This window comes from Clostridium sp. 2218st1_F5_2218SCRN_220325, assembly GCF_039062665.1.
Taxonomy (GTDB): domain Bacteria; phylum Bacillota; class Clostridia; order Peptostreptococcales; family Peptostreptococcaceae; genus Intestinibacter.
In genome coordinates this window covers 22,684-47,669 of sequence record NZ_JBCLNH010000018.1, presented here as the reverse complement: position 1 = coordinate 47,669, position 24,986 = coordinate 22,684, and the positions used below count along the sequence as shown (strand labels likewise).

General features: G+C 28.5%; 22 protein-coding genes, 1 pseudogene, 1 riboswitch and 1 other annotated feature. Of the genes and pseudogenes, 20 read left to right on the top strand and 3 right to left on the bottom strand.

The window, feature by feature from the left end:
* The first annotated feature begins 7 nt into the window (after window positions 1–7).
* The 7 genes from ABCM86_RS10910 to ABCM86_RS10880 all read left to right on the top strand — a co-directional run bounded on the left by ABCM86_RS10910 (window position 8) and on the right by ABCM86_RS10880 (window position 7,073).
* Complete coding sequence (locus ABCM86_RS10910; protein WP_343003994.1) at window positions 8–1,171, top strand: SAM-dependent methyltransferase; 1,164 nt, start codon at window positions 8–10, stop codon at window positions 1,169–1,171.
* 130 nt (window positions 1,172–1,301) lie between these two features.
* Window positions 1,302–2,834 (top strand): cardiolipin synthase, encoded by a 1,533-nt coding sequence (gene cls, locus ABCM86_RS10905; protein ID WP_295675389.1) that lies wholly within the window; start codon window positions 1,302–1,304, stop codon window positions 2,832–2,834.
* A 144-nt stretch (window positions 2,835–2,978) separates the two neighbouring features.
* Complete coding sequence (locus ABCM86_RS10900; protein WP_195930935.1) at window positions 2,979–3,248, top strand: Nif11-like leader peptide family natural product precursor; 270 nt, start codon at window positions 2,979–2,981, stop codon at window positions 3,246–3,248.
* Between the two features lie 116 nt (window positions 3,249–3,364).
* A complete protein-coding gene (locus ABCM86_RS10895; RefSeq protein WP_195930936.1) occupies window positions 3,365–4,162 on the top strand; it encodes a hypothetical protein in 798 nt (265 codons plus the stop codon).
* An 81-nt stretch (window positions 4,163–4,243) separates the two neighbouring features.
* On the top strand, window positions 4,244–4,942 hold the full coding sequence (locus ABCM86_RS10890; RefSeq protein WP_295576122.1) for a PspA/IM30 family protein: 699 nt from the start codon (window positions 4,244–4,246) through the stop codon (window positions 4,940–4,942).
* Window positions 4,943–4,977: 35 nt separating this feature from the next.
* Entirely contained in the window at window positions 4,978–6,036 is a 1,059-nt protein-coding gene (locus tag ABCM86_RS10885) for a hypothetical protein (protein WP_343003993.1), read from the top strand.
* Window positions 6,037–6,053: 17 nt separating this feature from the next.
* Entirely contained in the window at window positions 6,054–7,073 is a 1,020-nt protein-coding gene (locus tag ABCM86_RS10880; protein ID WP_295733208.1) for an SPFH domain-containing protein, read from the top strand.
* A gap of 116 nt (window positions 7,074–7,189) precedes the next feature.
* Here ABCM86_RS10880 and ABCM86_RS10875 read toward each other — a convergent pair.
* Window positions 7,190–8,357, bottom strand: a pseudogene (locus ABCM86_RS10875) (thiamine pyrophosphate-binding protein); the annotation flags it as partial.
* Between the two features lie 65 nt (window positions 8,358–8,422).
* Window positions 8,423–8,660: a binding site (T-box leader), on the bottom strand.
* Between the two features lie 267 nt (window positions 8,661–8,927).
* Between ABCM86_RS10875 and trkA the strand changes: the two are divergent.
* The 4 genes from trkA to ABCM86_RS10855 all read left to right on the top strand — a co-directional run bounded on the left by trkA (window position 8,928) and on the right by ABCM86_RS10855 (window position 13,939).
* On the top strand, window positions 8,928–10,283 hold the full coding sequence (trkA, locus tag ABCM86_RS10870) for a Trk system potassium transporter TrkA (RefSeq protein WP_295576043.1): 1,356 nt from the start codon (window positions 8,928–8,930) through the stop codon (window positions 10,281–10,283).
* Window positions 10,284–10,296: 13 nt separating this feature from the next.
* A complete protein-coding gene (locus ABCM86_RS10865) occupies window positions 10,297–11,772 on the top strand; it encodes a TrkH family potassium uptake protein (RefSeq protein ID WP_295675380.1) in 1,476 nt (491 codons plus the stop codon).
* Window positions 11,773–12,034: 262 nt separating this feature from the next.
* Window positions 12,035–13,006: a replication-relaxation family protein gene (locus ABCM86_RS10860; RefSeq protein WP_295576047.1), complete on the top strand. Its 972-nt coding sequence runs from the start codon at window positions 12,035–12,037 to the stop codon at window positions 13,004–13,006.
* Between the two features lie 426 nt (window positions 13,007–13,432).
* On the top strand, window positions 13,433–13,939 hold the full coding sequence (locus ABCM86_RS10855) for a hypothetical protein (protein WP_195931826.1): 507 nt from the start codon (window positions 13,433–13,435) through the stop codon (window positions 13,937–13,939).
* 121 nt (window positions 13,940–14,060) lie between these two features.
* Here ABCM86_RS10855 and ABCM86_RS10850 read toward each other — a convergent pair whose 3' ends face one another.
* Window positions 14,061–14,675 (bottom strand): PIN domain-containing protein, encoded by a 615-nt coding sequence (locus ABCM86_RS10850; protein ID WP_195931827.1) that lies wholly within the window; start codon window positions 14,673–14,675, stop codon window positions 14,061–14,063.
* Between the two features lie 199 nt (window positions 14,676–14,874).
* Between ABCM86_RS10850 and ABCM86_RS10845 the strand changes: the two genes are divergently transcribed.
* From ABCM86_RS10845 to dprA, 7 genes are all read left to right on the top strand, one after another.
* Window positions 14,875–15,210: a hypothetical protein gene (locus ABCM86_RS10845; protein ID WP_195931464.1), complete on the top strand. Its 336-nt coding sequence runs from the start codon at window positions 14,875–14,877 to the stop codon at window positions 15,208–15,210.
* An 88-nt stretch (window positions 15,211–15,298) separates the two neighbouring features.
* Window positions 15,299–15,416: riboswitch (FMN riboswitch) on the top strand.
* A gap of 146 nt (window positions 15,417–15,562) precedes the next feature.
* Window positions 15,563–16,675: a bifunctional diaminohydroxyphosphoribosylaminopyrimidine deaminase/5-amino-6-(5-phosphoribosylamino)uracil reductase RibD gene (gene ribD / locus ABCM86_RS10840; protein ID WP_195931465.1), complete on the top strand. Its 1,113-nt coding sequence runs from the start codon at window positions 15,563–15,565 to the stop codon at window positions 16,673–16,675.
* A 24-nt stretch (window positions 16,676–16,699) separates the two neighbouring features.
* Complete coding sequence (locus ABCM86_RS10835) at window positions 16,700–17,356, top strand: riboflavin synthase (RefSeq protein WP_295576052.1); 657 nt, start codon at window positions 16,700–16,702, stop codon at window positions 17,354–17,356.
* 18 nt (window positions 17,357–17,374) lie between these two features.
* Window positions 17,375–18,574 carry a bifunctional 3,4-dihydroxy-2-butanone-4-phosphate synthase/GTP cyclohydrolase II gene (locus ABCM86_RS10830; RefSeq protein ID WP_195931467.1) on the top strand — a complete coding sequence of 400 codons (1,200 nt, stop codon included), beginning with the start codon at window positions 17,375–17,377 and terminating at the stop codon, window positions 18,572–18,574.
* A 141-nt stretch (window positions 18,575–18,715) separates the two neighbouring features.
* A complete protein-coding gene (gene ribE / locus ABCM86_RS10825; RefSeq protein ID WP_195931468.1) occupies window positions 18,716–19,177 on the top strand; it encodes a 6,7-dimethyl-8-ribityllumazine synthase in 462 nt (153 codons plus the stop codon).
* A 175-nt stretch (window positions 19,178–19,352) separates the two neighbouring features.
* Window positions 19,353–20,684: a metallophosphoesterase gene (locus ABCM86_RS10820; protein WP_195931469.1), complete on the top strand. Its 1,332-nt coding sequence runs from the start codon at window positions 19,353–19,355 to the stop codon at window positions 20,682–20,684.
* Between the two features lie 4 nt (window positions 20,685–20,688).
* Window positions 20,689–21,591, top strand: coding sequence for a DNA-processing protein DprA (gene dprA, locus ABCM86_RS10815; RefSeq protein ID WP_195931470.1), 903 nt, complete (start codon window positions 20,689–20,691; stop codon window positions 21,589–21,591).
* Between the two features lie 97 nt (window positions 21,592–21,688).
* Here dprA and ABCM86_RS10810 read toward each other — a convergent pair whose 3' ends face one another.
* Complete coding sequence (locus ABCM86_RS10810) at window positions 21,689–22,084, bottom strand: hypothetical protein (protein WP_195931471.1); 396 nt, start codon at window positions 22,082–22,084, stop codon at window positions 21,689–21,691.
* A 586-nt stretch (window positions 22,085–22,670) separates the two neighbouring features.
* On the opposite strand from ABCM86_RS10810, the gene nuoE reads away from it, so the two are divergent.
* Window positions 22,671–23,204: an NADH-quinone oxidoreductase subunit NuoE gene (gene nuoE, locus ABCM86_RS10805; RefSeq protein WP_195930875.1), complete on the top strand. Its 534-nt coding sequence runs from the start codon at window positions 22,671–22,673 to the stop codon at window positions 23,202–23,204.
* A 21-nt stretch (window positions 23,205–23,225) separates the two neighbouring features.
* Complete coding sequence (locus ABCM86_RS10800) at window positions 23,226–24,980, top strand: NADH-quinone oxidoreductase subunit NuoF (protein WP_343003991.1); 1,755 nt, start codon at window positions 23,226–23,228, stop codon at window positions 24,978–24,980.
* Window positions 24,981–24,986: the final 6 nt, after the last annotated feature.

Genomic DNA, 24,986 nt, shown 5'->3' with positions numbered 1-24,986 from the left:
GGAACAAATGGAAGATTTAATAAAATCTATAGATAAAATAGTAGAAGGACAAGTTTTTAAAATAGTTATAAGTAATAAGAAAAATAAGGAAGAAAAGTATAATAAAATAAATATAAATCTAAAAGAAAATAAAACGAAACAATATTATCAAGTTGAAAAATACACTGATAAACAGGTTTTTCATGAAAATATAGAAATCGAAGACTTAAACGACTATCTTTTAGATTATATGGAAAATAGCTACAAACAATTGACTGCTTGGAGTGAAAATAATACTTTTGATTTAAAGATATCTAAAAAGGGTAAAGTATTCTTAGGCAAGAAAAACGCCAACAATTCTAACTTAGTAAATAAAGATCACAACAAAAAGAAAAATTATATATTAGAAGAAGGTATGATAATAGAACCTTTAATAGATTTAGGTGTCTTTACAAAAGAAGGTAAAGTTGTTAAATCTAAATATGATAAATATAAACAAATAAATAGATTTGTAGAAATTATAGATGATGAAATAAAGAAAAACGACTATAAAGAACTTACTATATTAGATTTTGGATGTGGTAAATCTTACTTAACATTTATACTTTACTATTATTTTGTTGAAATTAAAAAAATAAATGTTAAAATGATAGGTCTAGACTTAAAAGAAGATGTAATTAAAAAATGTAATGAAGTAGCTAAATGTTATAAATACGATAATTTACATTTTGAATTAGGTGATATAAACGGATACAAATATAACAATAAAGTGGACATGGTTATAACTTTACATGCATGTGATACAGCTACAGATTATGCACTTTACAATGCAATAAAATGGAATGCTAAAATGATATTCTCAGTACCATGTTGTCAACATGAATTAAATCATCAAATGAAACCAGAAAATTTAAATATACTTACTAGATATGGAATAGTTCAAGAAAGAGTAGCAGCATTAATGACAGATGCAGTTAGAGGAAATTTACTTGAGGCAGTAGGATATAAAACACAGCTTTTAGAGTTTATAGATATATCTCATTCGCCCAAAAATATCTTAATAAGAGCAAGTAAAGGAAATGTTTCAAAACAAAAAATAGAGAAATCTTTAGACGAAGTAAATAAATTGATGAATGAATTTAATTTTAATCCAACTTTATACAATTTATTAAAAAATGATGAACTTATATAGAACTGATAGTCAATTACTTAATATCTTATAAATTTGTAATAATTTAAGTGTTATAATAAATCAATATAGCGTAAAAACTAACTGAAATTAGATAAGTTTTAACGAAAAACTTATTGAAAGGGGGAACATAATGAAGTATTTAAAACTAATATTCAATAGAGTTTTTGTATTTGGTCTTATGATTTTAATACAGGTCGTATATATGTTGCTTATGTTAAATAAATTTAGCCACTATTCACAAGTGTGGAGCGTTATATGTATGATACTTAGTATATTAGTAGTTCTTTTTATAGTAAATAAAGAAGATAACCCAGCATACAAAATAGCATGGATTATTCCGATTTTATTGTTTCCTATCTTTGGAGGATTATTATATCTATTTTTAGGTAATAAAAAACCTACAAGAAAGATGAGAGGAAAATTAGAAAAAGAACACGATAGAAATCATTGTATAAGAGTTCAAGATAAAAATGTAATAAAAGAAATTGAAGAACAAGATTTAAGAGTAGCTGGTCAAGTAAGGTATTTATCAAATCATATGGGATTTCCTATATATGAAAATACCAGTGCAGTTTACTATAAAAGTGGAGAAGAAAACTTTAAAGATATAGTAAAAGAATTAAAAGCTGCAAAACACTACATCTTCATGGAATACTTTATAATCGATGAAGGCGAAATGTGGAATACAATATTAGATATTTTAGAAGAAAAGGCAAAGGAAGGCTTAGATGTAAGATTAATTTACGATGATATGGGATGTGTATCTAACCTACCTTATAAATACGATAAAATACTAGAAGCTAGAGGGATTAAATGTATGGCCTTTAATCCATTTATTCCGTTTATTTCTCTTGCTATGAATAACAGAGACCATAGAAAGATAATGGTTATTGATGGTCATACTGGATTTACAGGAGGAATAAATTTAGCAGATGAATATATAAACAAAAAAGAGAGATTTGGTTATTGGAAAGACACTGGAATAATGTTAAAAGGTGAAGGTGTTTGGAATTTAACTACAATGTTCTTATATATGTGGAATTCATTTAGACCTACTGATGACGATTATAATAAATTTAGACCACATGTTCATCTAAATCAATTAGTAAAACATGATGGATATATTCAGCCATATGGTGATTCACCATTAGATGAAGAAGTCGTAGGAGAAAATGTATATTTAAACCTTATAAATAATGCGAAAAAATACGTATATATATTTACTCCATACCTTATAATCGACAACGAGATGATGACGGCACTTTGCTTAGCATCTAAAAGAGGAATTGATGTTAAGATTGTGACACCTGGTATACCGGACAAAAAGACAGTATTTAAACTTACTAGATCTTATTATCATCAACTAATCGAAAATGGAGTAGAGATTTACGAATATACACCAGGATTTTTACATGCAAAAGTAGTAGTATCTGATGATGAAGTAGCGACTGTCGGTACTATAAACTTCGACTATAGAAGTTTATATCTTCATTTTGAATGTGGAGTATTTTTATATAAATCAAAATGTATTCAAGATATAAAAGAAGATGCATTAGAAACAATTGCAAAAAGTAGAAAAATAGAAAATACAAATGTATTTGCAAGTGGAAAAATAGATACTTTATTTAGAGCTGTTCTTAGAGTATTTGCACCATTATTATAAATATTATAAAAATTTTAATTACCATCACATTTATCTGTGGTGGTAATTTTTTTGTGATAATGCTATTATTTTCATATATCATAAATTTATTGTGGACAAATAGTAGGTGGATTTGTTGCATAAAAAACTCAAGGGGTGAAATATATGAATGAAAAATTAGTTCAAATATTAAAAGAAGCTAGACATGACCCAAAATTAAAGCAAAAATTAATTGATACTAAATCTGCTAAAGACCCAATGCAGGCATTTTGTGAAGTTGCGACAGAAGCTGGATATGAAATGACAGTTGGAGAGTTGTTTCAAATAGGAGAAGAGTATGCATCAAATTTATTAAAAAGTTGCAATGGGGGAGCTGTTTACCCAATTGACGATTGGGGAGATTGGTATGAAGATTTTTTTGCATCATTGAAATAAATTTAAGAATAAACCGCCTTGTTCAAGGTGGTTTATTTAGTTTATATATCTGATATAATAAATGTAAAATATAGGGGATGTAATTTAAAAATATTTAATATAAAGGGGTATATATTATGTATGGAAAAAATAAATACAGTATAGTACTAGCTAATCCAGCAAATAATATAACAGTTTTTGTCTTAGATAATATAAAGTCAAAAGACTATAAAAACGTTGCAAAAGATATATTAGAAAATACTGATTATAAAGCAGAACAAGTTGGATTTGTAAAACAACCTACAATAGGCGGAGATATAAAACTCGAGATGATGGGGGGAGAGTTTTGTGGAAATGCGTCTAGAAGTATAGGGATGATATTTGCAAGAAATAATAAAATAAAAAGGGGTAATGTTCTTGTTGAAATAAATAGCGACAAAATACTAAATGTATATGTTGATTTAGATAAAGAAACAGCAGAAATAGAGATGCCTATACCAAAGAATATAGAGAAAATATATGTAGACGAAATGGGCGAATTTCCTATAGTGATAATTGAAGGAATAAATCATATCATAGCAGAAAATATAGATGCGACAGAAGAAAATTTTTTAAAATTTAAAAATGCTGTCTATAATAATTATGATGTTGAGGCATTTGGGGTTATGTTTTTAGACAAATTAAAAAATTATATAACTCCAGTTGTATATGTAAAAGCTACAGAAACGACTTTTTTTGAAAGTAGTTGTGGAAGTGGGACATTGGCGACAGTAGCTTATTTAGAACAAAATTTACAAAATGGAAGTCGTAAATACAGTATAAATCAACCAGGTGGGATAATAGAATCTGAGATAAATAAAGAAAATGGAATTATAAAAAAGATAACAATAGGTGGAGTTGTAAAATTAAGTCAAGTAATAAATCTAGAACTATAGCCCAAATGACCATTAATGTATATAATAAAAATACTATGATATACTTAAAATAAATAGTAAATAAATTTAAGGAGGTTTACAATGGCTGGAATTTTAAATAGATTTAAAGATATAATGTCTTCAAATATTAATGCATTATTAGATAAGGTTGAAGACCCAAATAAAATGATAGATCAATACCTTAGAAATTTAGAAAGTGACTTAGGAAAAGTAAAAGCAGAAACAGCAGCAGTAATGGCTGAAGAAACTAGAGCAAAAAGAGAATTAAATGAATGTAATGAATCTATAGATAAAATGCAAAATTATGCACAAAAGGCTTTATTAGCAGGTAATGAAGCTGATGCAAGAACATTTTTAGAAAAGAAAGAAGAATTAAATACAAAATTGACTTCACTTCAACAAACTTATGATATAGCTAGAGAAAATGCGACAAAAATGAGAGAGATGCATGATAAACTAGTAAAAGATATAGCATCATTAAATGCAAAAAGAGATGAGTTAAAAGCCAAAATGGCAATAGCACAGACACAAGAAAAATTAAATAAATTGGGTTCAAGTGTAAATGGAGCTATGGGGAATATGTCTAAATTTGATGAGATGGAAGCTAAGATAAATAAAAAATTAGATACTGCAAATGCAATGGCAGAACTAAATTCATCTAAAAAAGAAGAAAATATAGACGATTTAATGGCTAAGTATGATGAGCCAACAAGTAGCTCAAATTCAGCAATAGATGACGAGCTTGCTAAATTAAAAACTAAATTAGGATTAGATAAATAATAAAAGTTAATTAACTATACTGGAAAGGGAATATGATGGATACTGCAAAAACATATTATTGCCAAAACTGTGGGGCAGTTATGGAATTTGATGCATCTTCGCAAAATTTGAAATGCCCAAGTTGTGGCAATGAAGTTAAAATAGAACATGATGACAGTAAAATTGTAGAGCATAAACTAACTCGACATGCGATGGATTCAATAAAAGCAGAGGAAAAACAATCTACTAGTATGCAGTGTGAAGGATGTGGAGCCCTTGTAGAAGTTGATGCAACGAGTACAGCTACGACATGTCCTTATTGCGGTGCTAATTATGTTTTGGCAAAAAAACAACTTGATGCACTAATTCCAGATGGAGTTGTACCGTTTAGAATTAATAAATTACAGACGGGAGAGATATACCACAAGTGGATAAAAAGTAGGTGGCTTGCTCCAAATACATTAAAAACTCTATATCAATCAGATAAAGTTCAAGGTATATATATACCATTTTGGACATTTGATGCAGATGTAAAAGCACATTATCACGCTATGGGTGGAAAAAACTATGAAGTTACATACAAAGACGATAATGGAGAAACACATACAGAAATTAGAACGAGATGGTATCCTACTTCGGGTTATGTGCATAATTTTTTTGACGATGTACTTGTAAGAGCATCCGATAAATTAAAACTGAGTTTAGTAAACTCACTTGTATATAATACTCAAAACATATCTTCATTTTCTCCAGATTATATGTCTGGATATTGTTCAGAAATATATACAATAGATTTAGAAGATGCACATATACAAGCAAAGAAAAAAATGCAAAATGAAATGCGACATTTGTGTGAGAGAGATGTACTTAGAAAATTTGATAGAGTAAGTAGTTTGAATATGAGTTCAAACTATGATAGAGAAACGTATAAACATATTTTAGTGCCGATATATTCATCTGCATATTACTATAAAGGAAAAGAATATCATATTTTAATAAATGGTCAATCTGGGGTAATATCAGGGGAATATCCAAAGAGTGTATTTAAAATAACTGCAATAGTTGTAGTAATAATTATTATATTAATATTAGCTTTATATTATGTAAATTCATAAAAAATAGGAGGAACGATATGGGTTTTTTCAGCAATCAACTGTCAAACGTAGTAGAGTGGGAACAGTTTAGAGATGATATGATTTTTTGGAAATGGGATAATAAAGAAATCAAAAAAGGAAGTAAATTAATTATTAGACCAGGCCAAGATGCAATATTTATGTTTAATGGGAAAATAGAAGGTATATTCAAAGACGAAGGAAGCTTTGATATTGAATCACAAATAGTACCTTTTTTATCTACATTAAAAGGATTTAAATTTGGATTTAATAGTGGGATGAGAGCAGAAGTATTATTTGTAAATACTAAAGAATTAACTGTTAAATGGGGAACAAAAAATGCAATAAATATACCAGCTCCAAATCTACCAGGTGGTATGCCTATTAAATCATTTGGTACGTTTTGCTGTAAAGTAGAAGATTATGGACTGCTTATAGATAAAATAGCAGGGATTAAAAAACAATTTACAATAGATGACGTAAAAGAGCGTATAATGTCTATGTTAGATCAAACTCTTATGAGATGGATAGTAAGAGAAGGAAAAGATATATTCAATCTTCAAGCTAATGCTTATGAAATATCAAAAGGAATACAAAGTGATTTAGATATGGAAATGCAAAAGATAGGAATTGGAATAACTAATTTTGCAATATCTAGCGTATCTTATCCAAAAGAAATACAAGAAATGGCTACAAAAGCAGCATCACAAAGTATGGTAAACGATATGGATAAATACACTAAGATTGCAATGGCAGATTCAATTGGTAAAAACTCAGGAGGGCATGGCTCAAATATAGCAGCAGATATGGCTGGTATGCAAGTTGGAATGATGATGGGACAACAAATGGCTAATCAAATGGCGCAAAATCAACAACAAAACAATCAACAATCATATAATCAGCCACAACAGCCATCTCAACCACAACAAAATGCAAATCCTCAAGGAGGCAATGTAGCTAAATTCTGTCCAAACTGTGGAACTCCAAATAGTGCTGGGTCTAATTTCTGTCCAAATTGTGGAACAAAGTTAATATTATAAATTATATAACTTTGGACCGTATAAATAAAATAAATTAAGGGGCTGTCGCACTTTTTCTTAATGTGACATCCCCTTCTTTATAAAAAAAATCATATTTATCTTTCAGTAACATTGATAGCGCCTATAGCAGCAGGCAAACCAAAGCCCATTGTTCCAAGCCCACCAGATGTTATTAATTGTTTATTTTTATTCATTTCTAAAAATTGTGTAGTCCACATTTGATGTTGACCAACATCTGTTACAAATATTCCATCAGTAAACACTTTGTTTAGATTTTCAAATATAGATTGAGGAGAGATAAATCCTTCTACAGAGCTTGGAGCAGTTACTGGATGTTTTTTGTCCCAAGTTTTTATCTCATCAACCCATTGTTTTGTATTAAGCTATATGTATTATTTTTGCATTTGGCGCAAATTCGGAAATCTTTCCTGTAACTCTATCGTTAAATCTTGTACCAATTGAAAATAATACATCACATTCATTGACAGCTCTATTAGCGGCATAACTACCATGCATACCTACATTACCTATGAAAAGTGGGTGAGAAGTAGGTATTGCACCCTTACCCATTATAGTTGTGATAACTGGTACATTTGTTATATCCACAAGCTTTTCTAATTCTTCATTAGCACGAGATATATTTACACCACCGCCAATTAAAAATAAAGGTTTTTTAGCGCCTTTTAGCATTTCTAATGCTTTTTTAATTTGACCAATATGAACACCAGTGCTCGGTTTGTAGCCTCTTATATCTACTGATTTTGGATATTCAGAAGGACCAAATTCACTTACGATATTACTAGGTAAATCAACTACAACAGGACCTGGTTTTCCTGTTCTTGCTATATAAAATGCCTCTTTTATAACTCTACCCAAATCTTCTCTTTTTCTAATTGTTGTAGAGTATTTACATATAGTTCTTGTAATTCCTACTATGTCAACTTCTTGGAATGCATCATTTCCTATTACTGAAGTTGCAACTTGTCCTGTAAAACATACTAGAGGTATTCCGTCATAATTTGCATCAGCTATGCCTGTAACTAGATTAGTTGCCCCTGGTCCGCTTGTAACTAAGCAAATGCCTACTTTTCCAGTTGAACGTGCATATCCCTCTGCAGCATGTATAAGACCTTGTTCGTGTCTCGGTAATATTAGCTCTATATCTTTTTCATGATATAATGCGTCAAAAATATCCTTATCATATCCTCCTGGATAAGCAAATATTTTATCAACGCCTTCTTCGATTAAAGAATTAATTATTAATTGTGATCCTGTAATTTCCATATTGCCCCCCTATGATTTAAATGTATTAAAAAATTATATTTAAAAAGCCCCAAGCTAATAAATTAGCTTAGGGCGAATTAGTTAATCCGTGTTACCACCTAAATTCAAAGAAATTTCTTTGCACTTACTCGATACAAAATATATCGTTTCATTTTAACGGTTGAAAACCGGTGAAGCCTACTTAAAAAGTTGTTCAGTTCACAGCTCAAAGGCTACTTCAATTTTAGACGCATGAAAGTTTACACCAGCCACTTTCTCTCTGTGTTTTATCTAAAATCTACTACTCATTATCACAGCTTTTTATATTGTTTTATGTATGTTATATAATATAGTACAATTATTTTACTATTTATTTATATAAAATGTCAATTAAGCTCTTGCCAAAAATTACAAGTATTCAAAAAACACAGAAAAATAACGTTTCATACATAATATTTATCCACTAATTGTTAAAATTTCTAAATATTATATAAATATATATTAATAAAGATATAAACAAAATATAAATATGTATTATAATAGAGGTTGAAATTATTTTTTTAGGTTTAAAATTTTAACAGGAGGAAATAAATGGAAATAGTTGTAATAGGATGTGGTAAGGTTGGTAAAACTTTAGTCGAACATCTAGCTATGGAAGGTCATAACGTCGTCGTTATAGATACGAATCAAAAAAATGTTGAGGAAATAGTAAACAGTTATGACGTTATGGGAATATGCGGAAATGGGGCTATTCATGATATCCAAATGGAAGCTGGTGTAAATAAGGCAGATCTATTTATATCGGTTACATCATCTGATGAAGTTAACTTAATTTCATGTTTAATTGCAAGAAAAATAGGAGCGAAGAATCTAATTGCAAGGGTTAGAAATCCTGATTATGCTTCACAAATATCATTTATGAGAGATGGATTAGGAATTAGTTTAATGATTAATCCAGAAAAAGCAGCAGCAGATGAAATTGCTCGTATATTAAGATTCCCATCTGCACTTAAAGTTGATACTTTTGCGAAAGGTCTTGTCGATTTGGCAGAAATAAAAGTAAGACCAGGTAGTAAATTAGTAGGAGTATCTTTAAGTGATTTAAATAGAAAATTTAAGACAAGCGTCTTAGTTTGTGCGCTTCAAAGACAACAAAATGTCTATATACCAGATGGTAGATTTTCTTTAGAAGAAGGAGATAAGATACACATAACAGCATCTCATAAAGATTTAGAAAAATTTATGATTTCAGCTGGTATTTATGAAAGAAAAATTAAATCTGCAATGATAATCGGTGGTAGTAGAATAGCATTTTACCTTGCTAAACAATTAGCCGAGATAGGTATAAAAGTAAAAATCATAGATAATGATGAAAAAATCTGTGAAAAATTAAGTGCACTTTTACCGAAAGCAGAAGTTGTATATGCAGATGGTACAGACCAAGATATTTTATTAGAAGAAGGAATTCAACATATGGATGCATGTGTATCTATGACTGGTATAGATGAAGAGAATGTAATAATATCTCTATATGCATCAAAATGTAACGTGCCAAAAGTAATTACTAAGGTAAATAGATTATCTATAATAAATATGTTGGAATCAATCGGTATAGAAAGTGTTATTTCTCCAAAAGATATAACAGCCAATCAAATTGTTAGATATGTTAGAGCAAAGGCTAATAAAGGCGATTGTGGAATAGAGACACTTTACAAAATCGTAGACAAAAAGGTCGAAGCTATAGAATTTATAGCAAAAGAAGGAGTTAGTTTCTTAGGTGTACCGCTTAAAAACTTAAAAACAAAAGATAATCTACTTGTTGCAGGTATAATGAGAGGAAATAAACTTATTGTGCCAAGTGGTGATGATTTTATTCAAGCCGGAGATAGCGTAATAATAGTAACAACAAAATCTTTCTTAACTAGCCTTGAAGACATATTGGCATAGGAGGTTGTAGTTTATGAATAGAAAGATGATTTGTAGGATTTTAGGAAATATACTTATATTTGAAGCAATTATATTATTATTGCCTTTTTTAGTATCTATTATTTATAAAGAAAATGATACAGCAATTTATTTTGTTATAACTAGTATGATCTCATTAGCAATTGGATATATTTTAGCCAATTTAAAAACTGATAATAAACATATATATGCTAAAGAAGGATTTATAATAGTAGCACTTAGTTGGATTATTGTTTCATTAATAGGTGCATTACCTTTTTATATAAGTGGTGAAATACCAAATTATGTTGATGCATTTTTTGAAACTGTTTCAGGATTTACAACAACAGGTTCGAGTATACTAAATAATATTGAAGGATTATCAAAAGGTATGCTATTTTGGAGATGTTTCACACACTGGATAGGTGGAATGGGAGTACTTGTATTTGTATTAGCATTTTTACCAAAGTCAGAAGGACAAAATATGTTCCTTATGAAAGCTGAGGTACCAGGTCCAGTAGTAGGTAAATTAGTTTCTAAAGTACAGATGACAGCCAGAATACTATACGGTATATATGCATTTTTAACATTATTAGAAGTTATATTCTTATTATTAGGACATATGCCTTTATTTGATAGTATAGTTCATGCATTTTCGACAGCAGGTACAGGTGGATATGCTATAAAAAATACGAGTATAGCGTATTACAATAGTTATTATATCGATATGGTAATAACAGTATTTATGCTGTTATTTGGTATAAACTTTAACTTATATTATTTATTAATATTGAAAAATATAAAACAAGCATTTAAAAGTGAAGAACTTAGATGGTATATATTAATAATAGTAGTATTTACAGGAATAATTACAATCAATACATTAGGTGTGTATGGAAGTGTAGCTCAATCATTTAGATACTCAATATTCCAAGTTGCATCTATAATAACTACTACTGGTTTTGCAACTACTGATTTTGGAATGTGGCCTATGTTATCACAAATTTTAATATTACTTCTAATGGTAGTTGGAGCTTGTGCAGGTTCTACAGGTGGAGGTATGAAGATATCTCGTATTATGATACTTATAAAATCTGCGAAGTCGAGCGTTAAAAAGATGGTCAGCCTAAGAAGTGTAAGTACAATAAATGTTGAAGGAAAACCAGTAGATAAGCAAGTACTTGACTTTGCTTACTCATACTTTGTTGTATATGCATTGATATTCTTTGCATCAGTATTATTATTATCATTTGAAAACTTAGATATAGTTACGACACTTACTGCACCACTTACTTGTCTAGGTAATGTTGGACCAGGATTTGGTGATTTGATAGGGCCTGTTGGAAACTTTGCATTACTATCTAATTTTTCTAAGATAGTATTGAGCTTTGACATGTTAGCGGGACGTTTAGAATTATTCCCAATGATATTACTTTGCTATAGTATAAAAGATTTTATAAGCAACTCAATTAAAGAAACTGTAAAAAGATAATATAAATTTTAAAATGCTATTCTCTAAATTATAGATGATAAAACAGAGAATAGCATTTTTATTATAAAAAATAATGAAAAATTTCTTATAAAATGTGCAAAAAAGTAAGAATTAATACAAAGTTTTACATAAAATGAAAAAAAATAAAAAAATAATACAATAAATAAATGATATATATGACAAAAAATATTATAATTAAAGTAGTATAAACTTTATGAAACATAATTATTGTTTCGTGTTATCTATGAGGGGAGTAATTAGTATGAAAAATGAAAATAATGTTGAACTTGTTTCACCTATAGGGGAAACTTGTAAAAGGGTTGATTTAAGAAAGGCTATGGTGCCTATTTGTGATGAGAAATTATCACCATTTGCATCATATGTAGGGGATACACATAAATTAAATAAACCTAAAAAAAATACAACAAAGGTGGAGGCAGACTTTTTACTAGAGAAAGGACATATTGGGGAAATTGAAAAGGCAATTTTATTTACAATAAATCGTCTAGTATTTGCAACATCATTACAGATTACTTATTATCTGAAAAAAAGTGGTTATCAAATAGAGTCAAAAACAGTGGCTAGAAAGCTGACAAGGCTAAAAGAAAAGAGCTTTGTAAGACAGATAGAGTTTGTGTCTGAAAATAGTATTAGTTCGTATAAAGCGTATTATTTAGGATATCATGGGACTGGTCTATTAAGAGCGTTAGACGTAAAAACGTATTCTCAAGGATATGTAAGTGAAATAAAGACATTTAAAATTAAATCTATCTTGGCATCTAATCAATTATTGACTCAAGTTATGAATGATGATTTAGAGTTTGAAGTATCTAAGGTTATAGTAAATGATAATATTAGAGGATGCATAGTTAGACCTCAGTCAATTTTAAAATTTAAGGATCATACTTTTTTAGTTGAAGTAGTTAGAAAGACTCCAGATTGGAAGGAGAAACTAAATCAAAAACTATCGAGATATGATGTAGTCTTAGAAAACTACCAAAATCTAAATGTAGAATTTAAAACAAAACCAACACTTATAATACAAGGTGAGTCTTATGAGCATATGTTTGAAATAATGAAACTATATGAAGAAAATAATTATGAACATATAGATATAATATTTACTTTTGATAGAATATTATTATATCAATTGGAAAATGCATTCTTTGTTATAAGTAAAGACACACATAAAAAAGGTATTTTATCGTTTTTATTTAGAGGGAGAAAGAAGTAGAAAAAAGTAGAAATAGGTAGAAATAAGTAAAAAAATGAATTTTTTTATCTAAAAATCGGGGAAATTGTTATAAATACAAAAATTCAAATATAGTTCATGTAAAATTTACATTAAATTCATATTGGAACTGTATTATTTAAGTATAGAAAGACTAGCTTAATAATTTACTTAAATACCCAGATAATGATAGATTCCCTCACACTCTTTTATCTATCATTATCAATTTGAGCCCTGTACCCTCGTTAATCAGGGCTTTTTTTTTTTACAGATTTTTAATTAAATAAATTTCTCATTTTTTTCAAATAACTTTAAAAAGGTAAAAAATTCTTATATAATATAAGTATTAATGAGAATTTTATATTTTTTTGTAGATTCATGTATATTTTTAGTATATATTAAAATAATTTGATTTGGAGAGGTGAGATTGTGGAAAGAACATTGATATGTGGAATTTTACTATTTGGAGTATTATTTTTATTAAATACAAAACTTGCTAAAATTTCAAGTAAAAAAATGCCTTTTAAGCTAGGTGTTTTCTTTTCTATTTTAACTCTGCTGTTCTTGGCAGTTGGGGGGATAAATGACCAATTTGGAACTATGTCATTTGTAACTTTTGTTCTTACAATAGGATGCTTTTTCTTAAGTTTTATTCAAGGTATGATAAAAATGTTTAATGGAAAAGGCGATGTAGTTTTAATGTTTTGTCTTTTAGTAATAATATTATGTGAATGCTATATTAAAGTGGATCCATATGGTTCCATTTTATATACAATATTTAAAAAGAACATAGATATACAACAGATAGAAATATACGCTATTATAGGATTTATAATATTTTTATCAACAAAAATATTCGCTGGTATTTTCTTTAAAAAGGACTTAGCTTTTTTAAATAAAAAGAAATTCCAAGTGAAAGATGGAAAAGGGAAATAACTTTATTAAAAGTTTTATACATAAACTAAAAAAGCACTAGTCTAAAAAAGACAGTGCTTTTTATATATTACAATATATTTTATTTAAGAGAAAATACAATAATTATACTTTTTACGTTAATTTAAGCGATATTAAGAATATCATACTTGAATATTATTGGTTTACAAGTATTATATATCTTGTTATTCCAGCCAAATTGAAGAAAAAAGTTAACTTCTAAATCCTTTTCTGTTTTTGATGAATCTATTGCAATTAATGCTTTTGTTATGGTTTTATTAGTATATCCTAGATTCTTTAATGCTTCTGTAATCTCGTTGTCCATATTTTGCATTATAGCCAAAGTATCATCATAATTCTCATCAAATAATGATTTTAAATTAGATATTAAGTGTATAGAACATTGGGTTTGTTCATATAAGAAGTTTATTGAATGAAGGTAGCCCTTATCTCTACTTATTATATAATACTCAATATTTTTTTTAGTATTAGATCCGATTAATAGTCCTAAACAACTTACCAATTGAAAATCAAGACAATTTTTGCCACCAGATTCTATATGTATATTTTTTATAGTGGCTTTTGTTTCTATAGTTTTTATTAAATTGTTATGAAAATTGTGGACAATAGTCTTATCTGTTGTAAAAAGTATTATTAAATCATTTTCATCTAAATAATTAGCTCCTTTTAGTGAACGTATATTTACGTTCTCTGTATCTACTAAAAAAATCTTTTGCATTTTTAATCTCCCTTATTAATTTTTAAAATAATGAGCTCATCTATTTAGAATTATTTACAAAAAAAATTTTTATATACCATATTTTAAAATCTATAGAAAAATTTATTTCTTAAATTTAGAATAATATTAAGAAATAATTTTTATTAAGATGAAGGGGGCAAAGGGTCAAAATTAAAAGTAATTTTGACTTTATAGAATTATGAATGAAAATAAAGATAAGGCGATAGATTTTGATAAAAAATTAAAAGAAAAATTAGGGAGAGACTTAAAACAAGAAATAGATAATGGTGAGTATGATAAACTAATAGACTATATTCTAAAGACTTATAATGAAGGGCTAAATGTGTTTTATGAGGAGGGTATTAAAGAATTTTTTGATAAATTTGCTAAAACAAATGATAAAAATTTAAGCTCTATAATAGGAATACTAGATTCACAAAGAGAAACAATAACAAATTTAAATAAAAAAATACAAAATCAAGAAAAGCGAATTGCTAAATTAGAAAAAGAAATAGAATTAATTAAAAAGAAATAAAATTAATTTTGAAAAAAATAGATAATAAATTGCAAATTATTTCAAAATGTGCTACATTACAGATATAAGTTAATAAAGATGAATTTAAAATATTCTTCAGGGCAGGGTGCAATTCCCGACCGGCGGTATAGCCCGCGAGCTACGATTGTAGTTGATTTGGTGAGATTCCAAAGCCGACAGTAAAGTCTGGATGAGAGAAGATAAAAAATGATAAAAACAAATTTAAGTTAGTTTTAGTATCATTTTAATTATTGAACGTATAGCCCTGATTATATCAGGGCTTTTTTGATTGTAAAAAAATGGTTATAAAATATGCTGATGTAAATTCATTATAGAGAAAGAAGGAATTCTTATGAAATTTGACTCAAAATCTCAAGAAGATAATTACTATATGAAAAAGGCTTTAGAGCTTGCGAAATTGGGAATTGGTGCAGTAAATCCAAATCCATTAGTAGGATGCATTATAGTTAAAAATAATAAAATAATTGGACAAGGATATCATATGGAATATGGTCAAGCACATGCGGAAGTAAATGCAATAAATAGTGCTAAGGAAGATATAAAAGATTCTACAGTGTATGTTACATTAGAACCTTGTTCACATTTTGGCAAAACACCTCCATGTGCAGATAATTTAATAAGGCATAAGGTTAAAAGAGTTGTAATTTGTAATACAGATCCCAATCCACTAGTAGCAGGAGGCGGAATAAAAAAATTACGAGAATCTGGAATTGAAGTTACAACAGGGATTTTAAAAGAAGAAGGTCTAAAGTTAAATGAGGTATTTTTTCACTACATAAAAAACAATAAACCATTAGTTATTTCAAAAACTGCTGTTAGTATGGATGGAAAAATAGCGACTAAACATATGGAATCTAAGTGGATTTCAAACGAAAAATCTAGACAAATGACGCATGAATTTAGAAATAAATATATGGCTATTATGGTAGGTATAAATACAGTTTTAAAAGATAACCCGAGTTTGACAACTAGGATAGAAAATCAAAAAACTAGAAATCCGATAAGAATAGTAATCGATACTAATTTAAAAATTCCTATGGACTTAAACTTAGTAAAAGATAAAAAAGCAAAAACAATAATTTTTACATGCAAAAACGACTTAAGCAAGATAGACTTACTCAAAGAAAACAATGTAGATGTATATATTTCACCAAAAGATGAATCAGGAGTAGATTTAAATTTTGTAATAAAAAAATTGGGTGAATTAAAAATAGATTCAGTATTAGTCGAAGGTGGAGCGACTTTAAATGACAGTTTATTTAGAAAAAATTTAGTTGATAAAGTTAAAATATTTATGGCTCCGAAGATAATAGGAGGAAAGGATGCACCTAGTTTTGTATCTGGAATGGGAATTGAGAGTTTGAGTGATGCAACAAACTTACATATTACAAATACAACAATGATAGATAATGATATTTTGATAGAGGCAGATGTAATTAAATAAATTTGATTACAGAGAGGAGGTATTATGTTTACTGGAATTGTCGAAGAAGTCGGAATAGTTAAAAATATTACGGCGAGTGGTAAAAGTGGGAAGATAAGAATTTGTGCAAATAAAGTTTTAGAAGATGTAAATCTAGGTGATTCTATAGCGGTTAATGGAGTATGCTTAACAGTTTGTGAAGTATTTCAAAATGAATTTGTAGCAGATGTGATGATGGAAACTGTAAGAGCGACAAATTTAAGCACATTAACAAGAAATTCAAAAGTAAATCTGGAAAGAGCTATGAGCTTATCATCGAGATTTGGAGGACATATAGTTACAGGTCACGTGGATACAACAGGAACAATAATAGATTTTAAAAAAGAAGAAAATGCAGTTTGGATTAGTATAAAATCTGATGAAAGCTTTTTAGATTATGTCGTTTATAAAGGCTCAATAACTATAGATGGCGTAAGTCTTACGGTAGCTTTTGTAGATAAAAAAATCCTAAAAGTATCAATAATACCTCACACAAAAGAAAGTACAACGCTTTTAGAAAAAAAGGTAGGAGACTTAGTAAATTTAGAAAGTGATATTATTGGTAAGTATGTAAAGAGATTTATGATAAATTTTAATGAAGGTGAAAAAGAAAAAAATAAAAGTAATATAGATTTAGATTTTCTAATGAAAAATGGATTTTAATAATATAGGGGTGATTTTATGAGAAGATTTAATACAGTATTAGAAGCGATAGAAGATTTAAAGCAAGGAAAAATGATAATTGTTGTAGATGATGAAGACAGAGAAAATGAAGGCGATTTACTTATGGCTGCTGATAAAGTTACACCAGAGGCGATAAACTTTATGACTAAATACGGTAGAGGGCTTATATGTATGCCTGCCTTAAAAGAAAAATTTGATCAAATAAATCTACCACTTATGGTCAGAAATAACACAGATTCTTTTAAAACAGCATTTACTATTTCTATAGATGGAACAAATACAACAACAGGAATCTCAGCATTTGATAGATGCGAGACAATAAGACAGTTTGTAAATAAAGATGCAAAAGAATCAGATTTTAATACACCTGGTCATATGTTTCCATTAGTAGCAAAAGACGGTGGTGTTCTTGTTAGAAATGGACATACAGAGGCTGCAGTAGACTTAGCAAAAATTGCAGGATTTTCACCAGTAGGCGTTATATGTGAAATTTTAAAAGAAGATGGAACAATGGCTAGAGTAGATGATTTAATGAAATTTAAAGACGAGCATGATTTAAAAATAATAACTATAGCTGATTTAATCAAATATAGAAAAATTACAGAGATAACAGCAGAGAGAGTTAGTAGCGCAAAATTACCGACAAGTTATGGAATATTTGAAATAATCGGATATAGAGATAAATACAACGGTGAAGAACATGTAGCCCTTAAATATGGAGATTTAGACAGTGAAGATGTATTAGTTAGAGTACATTCAGAGTGTTTAACTGGGGATGCTTTTCACTCAATAAAATGTGATTGTGGAAAACAACTAAACTCTGCTATGGAGGCAATTGCTAAAAATGGAAGCGGACTTGTAATCTACCTTAGACAAGAGGGACGAGGAATCGGTCTTATAAATAAAATTAGAGCTTATCATATGCAAGATAAGGGATACGATACAATAGAGGCAAATTTAGTTTTAGGATTTGAAAATGATTTGAGAGATTTTAATATGGCTGCTCAAATATTAAAAGATTTAGGAATACATAGTGTAAGACTTTTAAGTAATAACCCAGATAAACTAGGTCAACTAGAGGAATATGGAATAAAAATAAATGAAAGAGTCTCAACAGAAGAAGAAATAACAAAATACAATATAGATTATTTAAGAACAAAACGAGATAAAATGGGGCATATGCTAGATATAGGATAAGAATATATGCTTATTATTAATATAAATTCAATTTAAATATCTCAGAATATGAAATATAGATTTAGATTAAATAGAGTATGTAATTATAAAGTAAAAATAATTTTAAAATATATAAATCAGTAAAATTGGGAGGAAAATAATATGATATATGAAGGAAAATTAAATGGAAGTGGATTAAAAATAGGTATAGTAGCAGCTCGTTTCAATGAGTTTATAGTATCTAAATTAGTATCAGGAGCACAAGATTGCCTATATCGCCACAATGTAGCAAAAGAAGATATCGAATTAGCATGGGTTCCAGGTGCATTTGAAATACCACTTGTTGCACAAGCAATGGCGAGAACTAAAAAATACGATGCAGTCATATGCTTAGGTTGTGTTATAAGAGGGGCAACTTCTCACTATGATTATGTTTGTAATGAAGTATCAAAAGGAATAGCAAAGGTGTCTTTAGATGAAAATATGCCAGTAATGTTTGGTGTAGTTACAACAGAAAACATAGAACAAGCTATTGAAAGAGCAGGAACAAAAGCAGGAAACAAGGGATATGATTGTGCTATGGGAGCATTAGAAATGGTATCTCTATTAAAAGGAATAAAATAAACAAATTTTTATAATATATTATAAAATTTATAAATTAAAACTAGCCTAATGAGATTAATAAAATTTCTCGTTAGGTTATTTTTTTAAAAATAAGAATATTGTTCTTTTTATATATTAGTATTAAAATATAATTATAAAATGGGGGAAAAACCTTAATATGAGAGGCGAATAATATATGGATTCAAAAAAAATAAATTGTTTAAAGGGTGATGATGAAATAGATAATATAGAATTTATTGTTGCTACAGATTTGCACTATATCTCTCCAAAGGCAGACCCTGAAGGAGAATTAATAGAAATCTGTAAAACAAAAGGCGATTTAAAGCAAATGAGATATGCCTCTGAAATAATAGATGTACTTATAGACGAAGTTATCAAGTATAAGCCAAACGGGGGGCTAATTATATGTGGAGATTTAACATATAATGGTGAAATGGTAAGTCATATCGATCTTATGAAAAAAATACAAAAAATAATAGATAATAAAATAAACATATATGTTATACCTGGTAATCACGACATAAAAAATTATAATGCATATAAATATAAAGCATCACAAAAAGTACCGATAAAATCTGTTTTTCCAGAAATGTTTAAACAAATATATTTTAACTGTGGTTATGAAAACGCAAAAGATTTAGATGAAAATTCTCTTAGTTATGTAACTGAAATATCAGAAGATTTATGGCTTGTAATGCTTGATACTAATTTCTATCAAAATAACAATTGGAAAAACCCAGTTGCGATAAAAGGTATATTGAGTGATAGTACATATGAGTGGCTAGAGAAAAATTTAAAAGAAGCTAAAGAAAAGAATAAAAAAGTAATAACAGTTACACATCACAGCTTAGTAGACCATAATGATTTAATGAATAAAGGATATACATTAGAAAATAATCAGAGGCTTATAGAATTATATGCTAAATATGATGTTATCTTAAATTTAAGTGGACATCTTCATATACAACATATAAAACCAGGTTATAGCAAAACTACTAAGAAGAGAAAAATATACGATGTAGCTACAAGTTCATTAGTTGTATGTAGAAATCAATATGCCACTTTAAAATACAAGCCCAAAAAAGAAATATATTATAAAACAAGAGTAGTTGATGTTTCTAGATGGGCATTTAAAAAAGGTATCTTAGATAATAATCTGCTTCATTTCAATTATTATTCCTATAATTACGCATATACTCAAACGTATAAAAAAATATATTTTGAATTATTGAGAAGAAATTTAAGTGAATATGAAGCTAAAATGATGTCTAGCACATTGTCAAAACTAAATCCAGCCTTTTTCAGCGGTACAGTAGTTGAAATTTATAGAATAATTGAAGTAAGCGATAATTATAAAATCTGGTCTTTAGTCAGTGATATTTTTTATCATAAATATATAGATAGTATTATGAAAGAGAAAAAATATGACCATAATACACTTAGGCTATCTCTTAGAGAAGATGATGGGTCTTTTGGAGAAGTTATTTGGAATAAAGATAAAGGATGAGGATATGGATAATAGCTTAATACTTACGATTATTGATTTAATAGGAAAAAGTAAAACAAATACATTAATAGAAAAGGGATTTTTGAATGAATCACTAAATTTATCACAAGAAGATATACAAAAATGTATATCTAAATATAAAGAAATAGATGAAAACTTTGAAGTACCTAGCTTAGACAAAATAAAAACAACAATCGAAAATTCTATAAATACTTTATCTGAATCGTATAAGCTTGGTATAAAGTCGACTAATATTTTTAATGATGATTTTCCAACCAAATTAAAAAATATAAAAGATAGATCACTATTGATTTTTTATAAAGGAAATTTAGAATGTCTTTATGAAAAAAACTCAATAGCCATAATAGGCACGAGAAATCCAACAGAACAGGGAAAACAAGTAGCAGAAGATTTAGCAAAGTCTTATGCTAAAGAAGGTTTTGTAATTGTATCTGGGCTTGCAAGTGGATGTGATACTTTTGCACATATAGGCTGCTTAAAGTCAAAAGGCAAGACTATTGCTACATTGCCATGTGGACTAGATAAATGCTATCCAAATGAAAATAAAGATTTAGCAGATGAAATAATAAAAACAGGTGGATGTTTAATTAGTGAATACAAGATAAACACAAATCCTTCAAAAAATAAATTTATACAGAGAGATAGGCTACAAGCTGCACTTAGTTTAGGGATTGTAGTTGTAGAGTGTGCTGTAGAATGTGGAACTATGCATACTGTCAATTTTGCTAAAAAATACAACAAACAAATTGCTGTTTCAACTCACAAAGAGATAAAAAACGATATCGAAACAGTTAAGGGAAACTTATATCTTCTAGAAAATAAAGATGTAATTGACCTTAAAAATAAAAAAGACTATAAAAAATATAAAGATATATTATTAAAATAAAAGATAGATATAAAGAGAGACAGAAAAGTTTTCTAAATGCTTTTCTGTCTCTTTTAATAAGTAAGTTTAATAATATATCTAGTTATATTAATGTATTTTACTGCGCTAAAATTGATTTTATAAAGTTGCCTATATATATTCCTGGAAGGCTTAAAAAGAACCAAGTAATAGATGCTTTTAAGCAAATTTGTCCTAAAAAATTAAATTTCTCTAATGAATAGTCCCAAACATTTAAATGAAGAAAAATATTTACTATTATTCCAGTGATTAATTCAATTCCGGTAATTAATAAACAAGATATGATCATTTGTAATACTAAAGATATTTTAAATGGAAATTCATTTAGAGAAGATATTAAAACAAAGCAAAGTCCACCAACTAAAAACATTGATATATGAGAATAACCTCTATATGATATTTCAATCAAGACATATACAATTCCACCGATTAAAAATAAAACTAGATATTCACGCCAGATATTTAAATTTAACAAGTTTTCCACCACCTAATTCAAATTACTAAAAATACTTAAACTTATAGATATTAACAGTGTATATTTTTCGCATAAAGGTAAGTTTATATTCTTAGAAAAAATTTCAAAAGTAATAATTGGTATAAAGTTTTATATCAATTGAAAAATGGAAAACGATATCGAATATTCATAAGTTACATTAAAGATTGTTAAAATGATGACTATGGATAACGTCGATAAATATAATTAAAAATAAAGTTACTGTATAAAATCAAATCAAAATTAGAAAATATATAAGAAAAATTACAATAAGCATATATTTAAAGTAAAAAATAGATTTAAATTAATTAGAAAATAAAATACCAATATACAATATATGGTAATAAATGGCTTGACATCTAATAATCCAAGATAATATAATTAACCTAATGAACTAATATATGGAAAAATGTTAAAAAAATATCATTATAAATATATTTTTAATAAAATTGGGGTATATTTTAAAAATATATTTTACAAATCAATAATAAGCTTTATGAAAATGTTTTTATGGGTGAAATGTATACAACATACATCAAAAATTTAATAAGAAATGGAGTGAAACGAAATGTCGACTTGTAAATGCAAGAATAATCAAACTGATGATCTAAAAGAGTTAAATAAAATCTTAGAGGCATATGGTAAAAAAGAGGGGTATTTAATAACAATTTTACAAAAGGCTCAAGATGCATATGGTTACATATCAATAGATGTGATGAATAGAATCTCAGAATTTACAGGAATTAAGGTGGCTAAGATATATGGAGTTGCAACATTTTATGCTCAATTTAGATTACAACCTATAGGAAAATATTTAATTATGCTTTGTCAAGGAACTGCATGTCATGTAAATGGTTCTGAAATGATATCTCAAGTAATAAGCGAACAATTAAATATAAAAGATGGAGAAACAACAGAAGATGGTTTATTTACTTTAAATCAAGTTTCATGTTTAGGATGTTGTTCACTTGCTCCTGTTATGATGATTAAAACTGAAGATAATGATGAAACATATGGAAATTTAACAAAAGATTCAGTTATAGAAATATTAAATCAAATCAAAGAAAAAGAAGAAAAATCTGAAGGGGAAATAATAGCTTAATAATCAAAAGGAGAAGTATCGATGAGGATAGTAGTAGGTCAAGGGAGCTGCGGGATAGCAACAGGTGCAAAAAAAGTAGCTAACAGGTTTGAAGAAATATTAGGGGAAAAGAATATAGATATAAATGTAGATATTACAGGATGTATAGGGACATGCTTTTTAGAGCCGATAGTAGATATTTATGAAGATGCAAAAGATGAACCAACAAGATATGTAAAAGTTAAGCCAGAAGATGTAGTTGAAATTATTGAAAGTCATATTGAAGGTGGAAAAGCTGTAGAGTCTAAGGAGATTTCTGAGGAAAATAAAAAGCTAATGGAAAAACAAAAGAGAATAGTACTTAGAAATTGTGGATGTATAAATCCTGAAGAAATCGATGAATACATAGCAAGAGATGGATATAAAGCGACTAAAAAAGTTTTGACTAGTATGACAGATGAAGAAGTTATAGATGTGATTAAGATATCTGGGCTTCGTGGACGTGGAGGGGCAGGTTTCCCAACATGGTTTAAGTGGAATGCAGCAAGACAAAACAAAGCAGAACAAAAATACATTGTATGTAATGCTGATGAGGGAGACCCAGGAGCATTCATGGATAGGGCAGTTCTTGAGGGAGACCCACATTCACTTCTTGAAGGGATGACAATCGGTGGATATGCAATGGGTGCAAATGAAGGTGTAATTTATGTTCGTGCTGAATATCCTCTAGCAATAAAGAGATTAAAAATAGCCATAGCACAAGCAAAAGAAAGAGGGTATTTAGGAAAAAATATATTTGGAAGTGGATTTGACTTTGATATTAGAATTAAAGAAGGTGCAGGAGCATTTGTATGTGGTGAAGAAACTGCACTTATAGCATCATTAGAAGGCGAAAGAGGAATGCCAAGACTTAAACCGCCATTTCCAGCACAAAAAGGGTATTGGCAAAAACCTACTAATATAAATAATGTTGAAACTTATGCTAATGTGGCATGGATAATACTAAATGGAGGGGAAACTTTTGGCTCACTGGGAACAAAAACGAGCAACGGGACAAAAGTATTTGCACTAGCAGGTAAAATCAAAAAAGGCGGTCTTATTGAAGTACCAATGGGATTATCATTAAGAGAAGTAATATATGATATCGGTGGTGGTATCAAAGAAGACAAAGAATTTAAAGCTGTTCAAATGGGTGGACCATCAGGAGGATGTATTCCAGCTAGCTTAATAGATACGCCGGTAGATTATGAAAATATAAATAAAACAGGAGCTATAGTAGGTTCTGGTGGAATGATAGTTATGGATGAAACGACTTGCATGGTCGATATGGCTAGATATTTCTTAGATTTCACAAGAAAAGAATCTTGTGGTAAATGTAACTATTGCAGAATAGGCACAAAGAGAATGCTTGAAATATTAGAAAGAATAACAAATGGTCAAGGCAAAGATGGGGATATAGAATTATTAGAAGAATTAGCATATAAGGTTAAAGATGGTGCTATGTGTGGTTTAGGACAGACAGCTCCAAATCCAGTTATAACAACATTAAAATACTTCAGACATGAATATGAAGATCATATATACAACAAGAGATGTACTGCTAAAGCATGTAAATCATTAATAAGCTATGACATAGTTGAAGATAGTTGTAGAGGATGTGGGGCATGTAAGAGAAAATGTCCAGTATCAGCTATTATCGGGAACAAAAAAGAAGCTCATATAATAGATAAAAATATCTGTATTAAATGTGGTAAATGTATGGAAACATGTAAATTTGATGCAATTGAAATAAATTAGAAAGGT